The sequence below is a fragment of the Bradyrhizobium sp. B025 genome, assembly GCF_042257955.1.
Taxonomy (GTDB): domain Bacteria; phylum Pseudomonadota; class Alphaproteobacteria; order Rhizobiales; family Xanthobacteraceae; genus Bradyrhizobium; species Bradyrhizobium diazoefficiens.
On the sequence record NZ_CP170150.1, the window covers coordinates 6,864,753 to 6,878,651 of the forward strand.

At 61.4% G+C, this 13,899-nt stretch carries 10 protein-coding genes and 1 pseudogene; 6 read left to right on the forward strand and 5 right to left on the reverse strand.

The genetic code is table 11. The features are described 5' to 3' along the window. Positions 1–4 precede the first annotated feature (4 nt). From ACE10W_RS32310 to ACE10W_RS32320, 3 genes are all read right to left on the reverse strand, one after another. Positions 5–673 carry an amino acid ABC transporter permease gene (locus ACE10W_RS32310; RefSeq protein WP_028174212.1) on the reverse strand — a complete coding sequence of 223 codons (669 nt, stop codon included), beginning with the start codon at positions 671–673 and terminating at the stop codon, positions 5–7. Between the two features lie 101 nt (positions 674–774). Continuing rightward, positions 775–1,875: a Gfo/Idh/MocA family protein gene (locus tag ACE10W_RS32315; protein ID WP_304548191.1), complete on the reverse strand. Its 1,101-nt coding sequence runs from the start codon at positions 1,873–1,875 to the stop codon at positions 775–777. Position 1,876: 1 nt separating this feature from the next. Next, positions 1,877–2,737 carry a sugar phosphate isomerase/epimerase gene (locus ACE10W_RS32320; protein WP_039183914.1) on the reverse strand — a complete coding sequence of 287 codons (861 nt, stop codon included), beginning with the start codon at positions 2,735–2,737 and terminating at the stop codon, positions 1,877–1,879. A gap of 123 nt (positions 2,738–2,860) precedes the next feature. Between ACE10W_RS32320 and ACE10W_RS32325 the strand changes: the two genes are divergently transcribed. After that, on the forward strand, positions 2,861–3,529 hold the full coding sequence (locus ACE10W_RS32325; protein WP_028174210.1) for a TetR/AcrR family transcriptional regulator: 669 nt from the start codon (positions 2,861–2,863) through the stop codon (positions 3,527–3,529). A gap of 189 nt (positions 3,530–3,718) precedes the next feature. Continuing rightward, complete coding sequence (locus tag ACE10W_RS32330; protein WP_304548193.1) at positions 3,719–5,506, forward strand: peptide ABC transporter substrate-binding protein; 1,788 nt, start codon at positions 3,719–3,721, stop codon at positions 5,504–5,506. A gap of 120 nt (positions 5,507–5,626) precedes the next feature. On the opposite strand, the pseudogene ACE10W_RS32335 reads toward ACE10W_RS32330, so the two are convergent. Beyond that, positions 5,627–5,971: pseudogene (locus tag ACE10W_RS32335) on the reverse strand (nuclear transport factor 2 family protein); the annotation flags it as partial. On the opposite strand from ACE10W_RS32335, the gene ACE10W_RS32340 reads away from it, so the two are divergent. From ACE10W_RS32340 to ACE10W_RS32355, 4 genes are all read left to right on the forward strand, one after another. Next, positions 5,951–6,937, forward strand: coding sequence for a serine hydrolase (locus tag ACE10W_RS32340; RefSeq protein WP_304548194.1), 987 nt, complete (start codon positions 5,951–5,953; stop codon positions 6,935–6,937). The pseudogene ACE10W_RS32335 and the gene ACE10W_RS32340 overlap by 21 nt on opposite strands. Before the next feature lie 142 nt (positions 6,938–7,079). Further along, positions 7,080–8,762, forward strand: coding sequence for an NAD(P)/FAD-dependent oxidoreductase (locus ACE10W_RS32345; protein ID WP_304548195.1), 1,683 nt, complete (start codon positions 7,080–7,082; stop codon positions 8,760–8,762). A 726-nt stretch (positions 8,763–9,488) separates the two neighbouring features. Beyond that, the gene (locus tag ACE10W_RS32350) at positions 9,489–9,947 is read left to right on the forward strand and encodes a hypothetical protein (protein WP_038965607.1); all 459 of its coding nucleotides are present in this window, start codon (positions 9,489–9,491) and stop codon (positions 9,945–9,947) included. Between the two features lie 1,001 nt (positions 9,948–10,948). Beyond that, positions 10,949–12,901 carry an adenylate/guanylate cyclase domain-containing protein gene (locus ACE10W_RS32355; RefSeq protein ID WP_304548196.1) on the forward strand — a complete coding sequence of 651 codons (1,953 nt, stop codon included), beginning with the start codon at positions 10,949–10,951 and terminating at the stop codon, positions 12,899–12,901. Positions 12,902–13,186: 285 nt separating this feature from the next. On the opposite strand, the gene ACE10W_RS32360 is transcribed toward ACE10W_RS32355, so the two are convergent. Beyond that, positions 13,187–13,645, reverse strand: coding sequence for a cupin domain-containing protein (locus ACE10W_RS32360; protein ID WP_028174154.1), 459 nt, complete (start codon positions 13,643–13,645; stop codon positions 13,187–13,189). Between the last annotated feature and the right edge of the window lie 254 nt (positions 13,646–13,899).

The window sequence follows — 13,899 nt, forward strand, 5'->3', positions numbered from 1 at the left end:
CCCCTCACTTCACGGGATAGCTGAAGTAACGCGCGTTGATCAGCGCGAACATCTGCATCAGCATCCACGACATGGCGAAATAGAGCAGCGTGACGACGCCATAGACCTCGAAACTGCGGAAGGTATTGGTCTCGATCGTCTGCCCGACCGAGGTCAGTTCATAGGCCGAGATCGCAGACGCGATGCTGGTCGTCAGCGTCAGCATGACGAACTGGCTGGTCAGCGACGGATAGATCGCACGCAGCGCCGGCTTCAGCACGATCAGGCGGAATACCTGCGCCCGGCTCAGGCTGAGCGCGAGACCGGCTTCCACCTGCCCCTTGTTGATCGACTGCACGCCACCGCGGATGATCTCGATCGCATAGGCCCCGCCGTTGACGCCGAGCGCGATGATCGCGGTCAGTGTCGGATCGAGGCGAACGCCGACCAGCGGCAGCGCAAAGAAGATGAAATAGATCTGCCCGAGGAACGGCGTGTTGCGGATCGCCTCCACGAAGGCGATGACGAGCCAGCGCAGCGCCAAGGCGCGGGATTCGCGCAGCACGACGCCGCCGATCCCGATCGCAAGCGCAAGCACCATGCCGGACAGCGCAAGCTCCAGCGTGCCGGCACAGCCCCACAGCAGGTCCGGAAGTCCGTCCAGCACGGGGCCAAAATCGAACGTGTAGTTCACCTCGTTCCCTCCCTCCGGGCGGCCCTTTTGCCGGCGTCGTTGAGATCGCGCCGCGGCTCTGCCCATCCTGGTCCGCCGAGCGGCGGTGAATGTGTTTGCGCTCAGGAAACCCTTTGCTGGTCTGGCGTTGCCGGTACAAACGGACTTGCCAGCGTTTCGTAGCGATGGCGCAGGTCGACGCGTCGTCCACCGACGGCCGCCTCGGCGACTGCCAGGGTCGCGATCAGGCTTCGCGCGCCGTCCTCGACCGGCTGCAACGACCGCACGTTGGCGCGAATGATGTCGCGGAAATGGTCGAGCTGGGCGACGTAGGGATCAATCGAGGAGGCATGGATGCGTTGGGCCTGGATCGGCTTGTTCCAGTCCTGCGCACCGCCGGCTTGCGACCATTGCACGAGCGCCGGAAATTCGATCGACCCGGCTCGGCCAAGGAAGCGATAACTGCTCTCGCCGCTGAACGGGAATTCGGGGGCCTCGCCGAGCCCCTGCTCGGAGGTCCAGGGCGAGACGGCGCTGTCGCTGATGAAAAACGTGCCGAGCGCGCCGCTGTCGAATTCGATCAGCGCCGCGGCGGTATCCTCGACCGCAAAGCTGCGCTGGCGGTTCGACGCAATCGCTTCCACGGCGACGATCTCGCCCACGGTGAAGCGCAGGAAGTCGATCTCGTGGATGAGGTTGATCAGGATCGGTCCGCCGCCGGCCTGTGAGCGCCACGGCGCGATCTCGAAGTAAGCGGCCGGCTTGTGGGTGGCCCAGATCGCCGACACCCCGACGACATCGCCGATCCGCCGTTCCCCCAACACTGCCTTCAGCGTCCTGACCTGCTGATGGTGGCGGCGGTGATGCCCGACCAGCGACTGGACGCCGGCCTTGCGCACCTCGGCAATCAGGCTTGCCGCGGTCTCCACCGTATCCGTGACCGGCTTCTCGATCAGGATGTGAATGCCGCGCCTGGCGCATGCGATGCCCTGCTCGGCATGAAGCTGGTTGGGCGAGGCGATGATCACGGCCTCCGGCCGCGCCTCGTCGAGCAGTTTCCTGTAGTCGGCGAAGACAGGGGTCCCGGGATAATCGGCTGCGACCCGGTCGGAGTTCACGTCCGCGATGCCGACGAGGTCATAGTCCCCGCGCCCGGCCAGCTTGGCGAGGTGCTTCCGCGCGATCAGTCCCGCGCCGATGACGCCTATGGTGATGTTCTTCATCTCACGTCGTCCGTATCTGGATTGGGCCGCCGGCTTCGCGGCGATGGTCTGGCCGCGACGCTCCCCGTACCCGATGCTCGAGCAGGCGCCTGGTGGCGTTGAGCGCGGTGGCGAGCCGGGGCCGCACCGCCAAGGCCGGCAACGGCATCTCGACGCTGAGGCTCGCGTCCACCGGAAGCGCTTCGAGGAGCTCGCCGAGCGGCAAGGCGCCTTCGCCCGGCGGCAACCGGCCTTCGCGCGCTTCAGCGATGATGGCGGCATCGCTCGCAGGCATATCCGCGACGACGTCGCAGATCTGCGCGGCGCGCAAATAGTGCGCGGGAATCGATATCAAGTCGCCCGGCTTGCCGCCGGAACGATGGAGATGCAGCGCATCGACGAGAATGGTGCCGTTGGCCTTGCCCGCGCCACGCACGATCGCCGCGGCCTGCGGCAGCGAGCCAATCGCGCGCCAGCGCATGAACTCCAGATCGACACGCAGGCCGAATTGCTGCGCGAGGTCGCAGAGATCGGCGAAATGCGCGGTGAGGCGGACCGGATCGTCGTCATCCCCCGATGCCGTGACCGCCACAGCGCCGAGATCGGCTGCGGCTTCGAACAGGCCCGCGAGCGCCGGAATGTCGATGCGAGGCGTGAGTTGAACGAACTCGATCTCGTTCAGTCGCACCCCCTCGCCGGCGAGAGAGCGTTTGAGCTCGCGGTGCGCGTCCGTTCCCAACCGCGTCGGATAGGCAGGTCCGCCGGCAGTCGCAGGGATCACGCGCAGGCCGATGAAGCTGAAGCCGGCACGCGCGGCCTCGGCCACAAGCGCGGCAGGCGCAAGGTCCAGGGCCGTCAGATGAGCAAGGCCGAGAGCCGTCATAGCTAATTAACCCATAGGTTAATTACAATTAACCCACGGGATAATTGATGTCAAGAACCGCCGATTGCGCTATGGAGGGTGGGGCAAGCAGGCCTGGCCGGATGCAGAGGACCGAACCGCCGGATGAGACCCAAGGAAAAGCCCGTCGCGGAGGACGCGAAGCAGCCGCCGGTGCGGCGGCGCGACCGGGAGCGCACCAAGCGCGAGATCCTGGAGATCGCGTTCGCGGAATTCGCCGAGAACGGCCTCGCCGGCGGCAATACCGATGCCATCGCCGCGCGCGCCAACATCACCAAGCGGCTGATTTTCTACTACTTCAAATCCAAGGAAGAGCTGTTCACGGCCGTGCTCGAGATGGCCTACGCCAAGATGCGCGTCGCCGAGCAGGATCTTCACCTCGAAGCGCTCGCGCCGGAGGCCGCGATTCGCAGGCTGGCCGAGTTCACCTTCGATTTCGACCAGGCCAACCCGGAATATGTCCGGCTGGTCACGATCGAGAACATCCATCGCGGACGGCACATCCGGGGCAGCAAGAAGCTCAAGGAGATGACGCGGCCGATTGTCAGCCAGATCGCCGCGGTGCTGGACCGGGGCGTTCGCGCCGGCGCGATCAGACCCGGCATCGATCCGATCGAACTGCACATGTCGCTGAACGCGCTCTGCTTCTTCTCGGTCGCGAACCGGCATACGTTCGAGGCGCAATTCGCAACCGACATGTCCTCGCAGAAGGCCAAGGCACAGCGGCGGCTCGAAATCGCCGACCTGCTCTGGCGCTATGTGCGGAGCGACTAGCGAAGGCGAATTGACGATGCCCCGCCCGGCTGGGCGCGATGCATCGTCGCGACGGCACGACCGCGCCATACACACCTTCGCCATTTCGCCGCAGGGGTTCCCCGCCTTGTCGGCATTGCCGCCTTGCCCGCGATGCAACATGATGGGTCGCCGGTGACGACTTTTCTGCGCGAAGGTGGAGCTCATCCGATGAACGAGAACGAAATCCGCAAGGCCATCGCGGAGGTGAAGGACGGCACGCTGTCGCGGCGCTCGTTCATCCGGACAATGGCCGCGGTCGGGATCGCGGCGCCCGTTGCAAGCCAGATTCTGCTCTGGAACGACGTGGCGATGGCGGATGCCACCTTGCCATACAAGCCGACCAAGGCCGGCGGCGGCGGCCCGCTGAAGATCCTGATCTGGCAGGCCCCCACCTTGCTCAATCCGCATTTCGCGCTCGGCACCAAGGACCAGGTCGCCTCGCGCATCTTCTTCGAGCCGCTCGCCGGCTGGGACAGGGAGGGCAACCTCATCCCCTGCCTCGCTGCGGAGGTTCCGACCAAGGCGAACGGCGGCCTCTCGCCGGATGGCACCAGCGTGACCTGGAAGCTGAAGCAGGGCGTGCGGTGGCATGACGGCAAGCCCTTCACCGCCGACGACGTCGTCTTCACCTGGCAATACGCAGCGGACCTCGCGACCGCGGCGTACACCACGGGGTCCTACCAGAACATCAAGGTCGAGAAGATCGACGACCACACCGTCAAGGTCATCTTCAAGGCTCCGACCCCGTTCTGGGCCGACCCCTTCGTCGGCGCGGTCGGCCAGATCCTGCCGAAACATCATTTCGGCGACTATGCCGGCGCGAAGTCGCGCGACGCACCGGGCAATCTGAAGCCGGTCGGCACCGGCCCGTACAAATTCGTCGAGTTCAAGCCGGGCGATTTGATCCTGGCCGAGCGCAACCCCGATTATCACGTCAGGAACCAGCCGCATTTCGACACGCTCGAGGTCAAGGGCGGCGGCGATGCGGTCTCTGCCGCGCGCGCCGTGCTGCAGACCGGCGAATACGACTATGCCTGGAACCTGCTGGTGGAGGACGAAGTCCTCAAGCGCATGGAGGCCAGCGGCAAAGGCAAGGTGGAGTTCACGCTCTCCGGCGGCGTCGAGTTCATCGTCCTCAACACGACGGACCCGTGGACCGAGGTCGACGGCGAGCGTTCGAACGCCAAGACCAAGCACCCAACGCTGTCCGATCCGGCCGTTCGCCGGGCGTTCAACCTGCTGGTCGATCGCGAGGCAATCCAGAAATTCATCTACGGCCGCGCCGCCGTCGCGACGGCGAGCTTCGTCAACCAGCCCAGCCAGTTCAAGTCGAGCAAGCTGAAATACGAGTTCAACGTCGACAAGGCGAACAAGATCCTCGACGAGGCCGGCTGGAAGATGGGCGCTGACGGCATTCGCGAGAAGGACGGCAAGAAGCTCAAATACGTCTTCCAGACCTCGATCAACGCCCCGCGGCAGAAGACGCAGGCCATCATCAAGCAGGCCTGCCAGAAGGCCGGGATCGACATCGAGATCAAGTCGGTCACGGCATCGGTATTCTTCTCGTCCGATGTCGGCAACCCCGACACCTATTCGAAGCTCTATTGCGACGTGGAGATGTACAACACGACGCAGCCGCAGCCCGACCCGGAGCGGTTCTTGAACCAGTGCGTGTCGTGGGAGATTTCGACCAAGGAGAACAAATGGCTCGGCCGCAACGTCTCGCGCTGGTCCGATCCCGAGGCCGACAAGGCCTACAAGGCCGCGCAAAGCGAGCTCGATCCGGTCAAGCGCGCCGCGCTGCTGATCAAGGTCAACGAGATCTTCTGCGAAGCCAACGTGCTCGTGCCGCTGCTGTCGCGCAACATCGTCGGCGGCGCCGTCAACAGCCTCATGACCGACATCTCGGGCTGGGACGTCACGACGTGGAATCTGGGGAGTTGGTATCGGAGTTGAGGTGAGAAGCTGGCTTCACGCGCGCGCTGTCTCAACCGCATCATTGCCCTCCGGACGAGGGTGAATGCGACTTTCTTTCCGTTCAAGTACGGCGAAGGGTCGCTGCGCACGCTGATCCGCTCACCCTCTATCCACCACGCACTCGGCGGCATCGATGACGTACGCCGCGTGACGAAAATCCCTGATGACGGCGAGCTTGTCGGCGGACCAGTTCAGCAGCATGAAGTATTTCGGCCGCCCGTTCGGCTCATTGGGATCGAACACCAGGATCGCGGGACGTCCGTCGACCTGCCCCGTCACCAGGTGCCAGTCGCTGATCTTCGAATAATTGCCGAAATAGCGCGACACCTCGGCCTTGCCTTTCAGCCTGGTGCGGTTGACGAGCTCGAGCCTGACGTCATCGGCGATCATTTCGCGGATGGCGTCGAAGTCGCGGGCATTGAAGTGGCCGACATATGCGTCGAGGAAGGCAAGCTCGACCTGGATGCCCCGGCGAAGAGCTATGTTCCCGAGATCGGTAAGCTCGAAGTGCTCGAAGGATTCGATGCCGGCGGAAAGCCGAAGCTGCGGACGCCGAAACGCGACATCACCACCCGAATGCTGATGCTGCATACGGCTGGCCTCGGCTACGACTTCTTTAACGCCAGCTATTTCCGCCTGGCCCAGGAGCAGGGCCAGCCGAGCGTCGTCACCTGCTCGAAGGCGTCGCTGATGACACCACTGCTGTTCGATCCCGGTGACAAATGGGAATACGGCAGCAACCTTGACTGGTGTGGCCAGATCGTCGAGAGCATCCGCGGCAAGCGCCTCGGCGAAGTCATGAAGGAGCGGATTTTTGCGCCGCTTGGGATGGAGGACATCGTCTTCTCACTGACCCCTTCGATGCGGTCGCGCCTTGCCGTCATCCACCAGCGCGGAGCCGACGGGTCGCTGACCCCGCTTCCCGATATGCAGCTGCCGCCTGACCCGGAAGTCCACATGGGTGGCCACGGGCTCTACGCCTCGATCGGCGAGTACATGAAGTTCATCCGCATGTGGCTGAACGATGGGGCGGGGCCAAATGGCCGCGTGCTCAAGCAGGAGACGGTCGCCGCCGCCGTCCGCAACGGCCTCAGGGAGGGCCAGACCGTGGTCATGCTGCCTGGCGTGATTGCGACACTGTCGAACAATGCCGAGTTCTTCCCGGGTCTGAAGAAGTCCTGGTGCTACACCTTCATGCTCAACGACGAGGACGCGCCGACAGGAAGGCCGGCCGGGTCGCTCGGTTGGGCCGGCCTCGCTAACACCTTCTACTGGATCGACCGCAAGAACGGGTTCGGTGGCTATTGGGCGACGCAGATCCTTCCCTTCGGAGATCCGACTTCGTTTGTCGGCTACATGAACTTCGAGACGGCGGCCTATCAGAGCGGCGAGGTGCGCGTGGCCGCGTAAGGGCGGCCGACCTAGCCTTCGATCACGGACGATGCCAGTCTGACCTTTTGCCGGACCGGCGTCGCAACGACCCAACCGAAACGACGGCGCACAGAGAGGCTGCTCTGTGCCGACAACGAGCGCTCACAACGGGAGGAACATCATGACTGCGCAAGGTAGTTCGCCAGGAGCAAGCGCGAAGACCCACTTCGATGCCGTCATCATTGGTGCAGGCTTCTCCGGCATGTACATGCTGCATTCGCTGCGCGACAAGCTCGACCTCAACGTCACCGTGTTTGAGGCCGGCGACGGGGTTGGCGGCACCTGGTACTGGAATCGCTATCCCGGCGCGCGCTGCGATTCCGACAGCTACATCTATTGCTACACGTTCGACAAGAACCTGCTGCAGGAGTGGAACTGGTCCGAGCGCTATCCGGAGCAGGATGAGATTCTGCGCTATCTCGAGCATTGCGCCGAGCGCTTTGACTTGAAGCCTGACATCCAATTCGGCAAACGCGTTGTCGAGGTCATCTTTGACGACAACAGCGAGCTTTGGACAGTGCGCACCGACAAGGGCGACTCAGTCACAACCCGCTTTGTCATCACCGCAGTCGGCGCTTTGTCGACCGCCAATATGCCGCCGTTCAAAGGTTTGGGGTCGTTCAAGGGCAAATGCTACCACACCAGCCAATGGCCGCATGACGGCGTCGACTTCACCGCCAAGCGGGTCGGAGTCATTGGCACCGGCGCGACCGCGGTGCAGGCAATCCCGGAGATTGCGCAGCAGGCCAAGCACCTCACGGTGTTCCAACGTACGCCCGCCTTCTGCGTGCCAGCGCGCAACGGCCGCGTCGACCCCGAGGTCACCAGGGCGCGCAAGGCCGATTACGATGGGATCCGCCAGCGCATCAAAGGTTCGTTCTTTGGGTTCGAACTCAACTTCCTGCCAAAGGGGGTCCTCGATACCACTCCCGAGGAGCGTGAGCAGGAGTTCGACAGGATGTGGGACGCCGGCGGCTTCGCATTCTGGCTGGCCAACTACCAGGATATGTTCTTCTCCAAGGAAGCGAACGATATCATCGCCGACTACCTCAAGCGCAAGATCCGCTCGATCGTCAATGATCCGGTGGCTGCTGAAAAGCTGACGCCCAAGACCTATCCCTACGGCACCAAACGGCAGCCCCTGGACACCAATTACTTCGAAACCTTTAACAAGAAGAACGTGCTGCTGGTGGATGCGGCCACCGATGGCTCGATCGAGGAAATCACGCCGAATGGCGTTCGCGCGGGCGGCAAGGAGTATCCGCTCGATATCATCGTCATCGCCACCGGCTTCGACGCGTTGACCGGCCCGCTGAAGGCACTTGGCATCAAGGGCCGCGGCGGCAGGATGCTGGCGCAGGAATGGGAGGCTGGCCCGCAGACTTATCTTGGCGTGGCCATGGCGGGCTATCCGAACCTGTTCACGATCACCGGCCCGCAAAGCCCCTCGGTGCTGTCGAATATGCCGGTGTCAATTGAGCAGCACGTCGAGTGGATTACGGAATGCATCGCCCACATGCGTAGGAACAAGCTTACGACGATCGAAGCGACGCCGGAGGCGCAGGACGCGTGGGGTGCTCACGTCGCAGAGGTCGTGAACGCAACTCTGATGACTAGCGCCAATTCCTGGTACATGGGGGCCAACATTGACGGCAAGGCGCACCGCTTCTTGCCGTATCTCGGCCCGGAAGGCGTCGGCGGCTATCGCAGGAAGTGCGCCGAGGTCGCCGAAAAGGACTACGAGGGCTTCGCGTTCTCGAGCCACGGTCAGGGTTGGACCGCGCACCCGATCGCGGCCGAATAAGCCTGACAGCTCTTGATCGGGAGTGGCGTCCAGTGTCGTCACTCCCGGCATTGCGGTCGTTGAAGCGCCCGATTTCTGGGACGCATCTCAGGTACCGTGCGAAGAAGCTTACGGCTTCGCGCGCCGTTACCGTCGACTATGCCGTTCGATCACTTCATCGGCGGCCGCAAAGGTATGGCATCGTAAGACCAAGCACCCTTGCTGTGTTCAGGTTGAATACGAGTTCGAACGCCGTATGTCGCAGCACCGGTATATCCGCCGGCCTCGCGCCATTCGGAGCGGCCAACATAGACTCCCGACTTTCGATATATGTCCGCGAGGTTGGAGCCGCAGCTCGCTAAGCCGCCTGAGGCAGGAAACTCGCGCGACTGATAGATCGGCGGGCAGGAAAATTTCGGCCATCCTGGTGACGTTCCGACGTTCCTGTCGAGACAGGAATTACGGACTATTGCCGATCAAATGCCTTTGAAGCCCGGAATGTCGCGTTTGGGTCATGAGCGCCGTTCGAAGGGGCGGCCGGTTGTTTCCGGTCTACCTCCATGAGCCGACCACCCGGGACGCTGCCTAAACTTCGCATTCGGGCCAGAAGCGGTCATCATCGCACATCAATCAAAGTGAGGGCTCGCAGTGTCAGGCAGCCAAAGATGAATGTGCTTTCTTCCCGAATTGGATAGCCTGAGCTATGCCTGGGAAATTGGCCAATTGCCATCTCTCGGGAGACCACGAATGAAGTGGATAGTCACTGCCACCATTGCGCTTACTGCTTCGGTAGTGTTCGCAGCCGCGCAGCCAGCAAAAGAGCCCTACCAACCGGGCCTTGGCGAATTCATGACAGCTACGCAGCTTCGCCACGCCAAGCTATGGTTTGCTGGCGAACAAAATAACTGGGACCTCGCTGCTTATGAGATCGACGAGATCAAGGAAGGCTTAGAGGACGCCGCAAGGCTTTTTCCAACATATGAAGGCATCCCTGTCGCTGAGATGATCAAGACCATCATCGATCCACGGATAGAGAAGCTTGAAAAGGCCGTTAGAGCAAAGAGCAGCACCAAATTTACGGCCGCCTTCGACGAGCTTACCAGCGGCTGCAATAGCTGCCACGCGGGAGCCAGCAAGCCGTTTATACGCATTCAGCGTCCAATCGCGTCTCCACTGACCAACCAGAATTTTGCGCCAGAAAAATAATGGGAGTTGCGCGCATCGACCACATGACTTCCGAAAAGGGTCACGAGCATCGTTTGGCAATTGGGCCGGCCGTTTCATGTTTGCCCCCTTAAGCAGACAACGTGGGGGATGCTAGGACAGCTAGCCGTAGAAGCTTCGCTCTTCGGTCACGGAGAACATGATGCGCATTAGCAACTGACCGGCGAAAATGATGATCGCGCTCACGATAATGAGCTGCGAAATATACGTGGAAGAGCCAATTGGAGCCGCGGCAGGAACCAGTTAGGGAGCCAAGTACAGAGCAGCGAGGCTTGCACCGCGAAGGAAGAAATAGACCGGCTTCCTAAGCCTCTCTCGCGAACTCATCCAATCACAAAGGAAAAATAGGCAGCCGTAGATAAAAATCGACGACAGGTATGCCGCCGAAGCTAAGTTCAGGCCCCACGACAATAGCAGGAACAACGACTGCCTGTTCACGAAAAAAAAGATCCCAGCACCCGCGAAGAAAAGAACGACGCGATGGACTTTATCAACGGCGGCCACACTCGGTCTCCTTGGGAGAACAAGCCACGACAGATAAGCTGGTAGCAGCAAGTAGAGCCAAGAAGGCTTTGCAGCGAGGGATCATGCTAAATTCGGTTTCTGACCGGCGACGTCAACATCACACGTTTTGGTAGTGCCGTATTATTGCGTCAACCCATGCCGCAGCAAATACTCAATTTTCCATGAACAGAGGAAGTCCAATTCAGGTCAACAGGCGCCGTCCTGACCGCCGCCGGTCACGTCCGGTCTGGCGCGACAACCGGACGATTTCAAAGCCAGCCCGGGCTTCGCGTTCGGGCCATTCGACGACATAGCGTCGCGTCTTCGAGAATGTTCGGATAAGCCGGAGCGGACATCGGTCAACGCGGCTGACGTGTCGACTAGATGGCGATGACCGATATCCACTTCTAGGTAGGCATCCCGCGTTTGGCACAGCCGTATGATCCGTCGTACAAATGTGCCGGGTTGGATTGCGGGCCATGGTGCAAGAGCGACCAGTCCGGGTCGAGCGCAGGTTATCGGCGATTTTGGCCGCCGACGTGGCTGGCTATTCGCGGCTCATGCACAATGACGAAGAGGCTACCCACGCCAAGCTAAGCGCGCTGCTAACGGAAGTTGTCCAGCCGGCAATCGCTGAACACGGTGGCCACATCGTGAAGAACACCGGGGACGGGTTCTTGGCCGAGTTTCCGAGCGCGGTCGAGGCGGTTCGAGCCGCGATGCAGTTCCAGACCAGCATTCATGAACTTACAATCGGTGATGTGGAAGACAGGCGCATTGCTTTCCGTGTGGGCATCAATATCGGCGACGTAATTGTTGAACCTCATGACATTTTTGGGGACGGCGTCAATATTGCGGCGCGGCTTGAGGGCGTCGCAGAGCCCGGCGGCATCTGCATCTCGTCTTCTGCCTACGATCAAGTCCAAGGCAAGGTCGGGGTTGAGTTCGGCGATCTGGGCGAGCAGAACCTCAAAAACATTGCCCGTCCGGTCCGGGTCTATCGAATGCGGCCATGCAATGCAGCAACACGCCCACAGGCCTCGTTGCTGCACCGTGACACGCCGCAGATTGGTTGGTTTCCAAACATGTTTGGTGGCTTTCCGATCCGCCTGTGGCCGGCGCTTCGTGCGCGGCGCGCTCGGATGGCTCTAGTGATTGCCTTGCTGTTTCTTCTGAGCGGCGGCGTAGCTTATTGGTATATGCATCAAGGCGAGCCGCAGCCGTTGAACCATCGCCTGTCGATTGTCGTGCTGCCATTCACGAATCTAAGCAATGCATCCGAGGGGGAATACTTTGCTGAAGGTATTACTGACGACCTGAGTGCCGATCTTTCACGGATCGAGGATAGCTTTGTGATCGCGCCCAGCACAGCCCGCGCCTACAAGAATGTTGACCCGAAGCGCGTTGGCCGCGAACTCGGCGTACGCTACATCCTTGACGGCAGCCTGCGCAGAACGGACTCACTGGTCCGGATCAATGCCAGGCTGATTGATGCCCGGACTGGCGCCGAGATCTGGTCGGAGCGCGTCGACGGTGACTGGTCCAAATCGATGCAGCTTCAGGATATCATCACCGGTCGACTGGCGCGGCGGCTTGATCTTGAACTGACAAACCAGGAAAGCCGCGACGCGGAGGTTATGCGGCCAAACAACCCTGACGCGGTCGATCTCACGATGCGGGGGTGGGCTGTGCTCAACCAACCCTATTCGCGCGAGCAGTTGTCGCAGTCGCGAGCCCTTTTCGAACGTGCGCTCCAAATCGATCCAGGCTTCCCGAAGGCGTTGGTGGGCCTGGCTGAGACTCTGGCAATGGAGGTCAACTATCGTTGGACAGATGCGCCGGCAGATCAGCTACGGCGTGCTGAGAGCGCCGTAGGCCAGGTCCTGTCAAAGTTTCCCAGTGATGCGATGGCACATTTTGTGAGGGGAGAGATCCAGCGGGCCAGCGGTAGGAATGTTGAGGCCGCGGTCGGCGAGTACGAAGCGGCAATCGCGATCAACCCCAGCCTGGCCCCGGCCCATGGCGCGCTCGGCGCCGCCAAGATCCGCGTCGGCCGTTCCGCGGAGGCATTTGCGCCGCTCCAAATGGCCATCCAGCTCAGCCCCCGTGATCCGCTGCTAAGCACGTGGTACTTCTACATCGGCCATGCACACTCCCATCTCGGGCAGTATGAGGGGGCGATTGATTGGTGCGGCCGCTCCATCGCGGTGCAGCCTCTTTGGATTGCCTACGCAGATCTCGCCGCCGCCCACGCACTAACGGGACATGAGCGTGAAGCTTACGCCGCAGTTGCCGAGCTTCGTCGGCTCAGGCCGAGCTACACCGTCACCGAGTGGTTGCAGGATGGCAAGGGATGGTCCGACAACGCCGTCTTCCTTGCCGAGTTTCAGCGCATTGCCGATGGTTTGCGCAAAGCGGGTCTGCCGGAGTGAGAGGTTGGAGAGAGCCTAGCAAAGAGCCGCGTTGATTCTCGCGCTCGCCGTGTGTCGGATATCAGCTCCGTCCGCTCTCGTCACAGCACGAGTCCGAGATGGGTCAAAATGCGAAGAACTCAGAGTGAGCAAAGTCAGTCCGCTCTACCCCACCAAGCGGACCTCAATGAAACGTGTCGCCACTTCGCTCATGGGCCAGCAACGGCCTCGTGCGCGGCACCAACTCGTAGCGATCACCTCGTCGGGCTATAACAAATCTGCCAGCTTTAGGCTGGGCGCCGACAGCTATTTCTTGCGCGGATCGTCAGCCGGGTTGACGTAGTCAATACCTCCCGGGCCGGTGAACTGAACTTGGAGAACCGCCTCTTCGTTGCCGGTCCATGCGTAATGCGCGTGTTTTGCCGGATACACCCACAATGCGCCCGGTTTCAACAGTTCGCCTTTCTTCTCGAACTTTTCACCTTGGCTCGTTCCGATAGTACCACTGATTATCGTTACGACCTCGGAATAAGGATGAGTGTGCGGGGGCATTTGGAAGTTGGCGGGAAACTTGATGCGTAAGACGACGGTGTCTCCGGCCTTTGTCTGGTCGCCTACCAGAGCGGCGAGTTGAACGCCCTTCGGAAATGCTGGGTTATCCTTCCAGATCAGTGCGTCAGGCGTAACCTGGATGTGCTTGTCTTGCGCCATCCCAGAGCTTGCAAACGCGATCAAAGCGGCGGCGGCAAAGAGCTGCTTTTTCATGCTGCTACTCCCTGCAAATGGACAATGGGGGAATGAGAGCATATCAAATCAGGCTACTCTGCAGGAACAGATTTTCTGACCTGTTGTTGCGGACGGCCGGCCACTATCATCGGATGTCGCCTTCGGGTCATGAGCGCCCTTCGGAGGGGCGGCCTGTTGCTTCCGGTTTACCCCCATGAGCCGACGGCCGGGGACGCTGCTTAGACTTCGCATTCGGGCCAACAGGAGACTCACGCACGGCAGCAATGACTGGC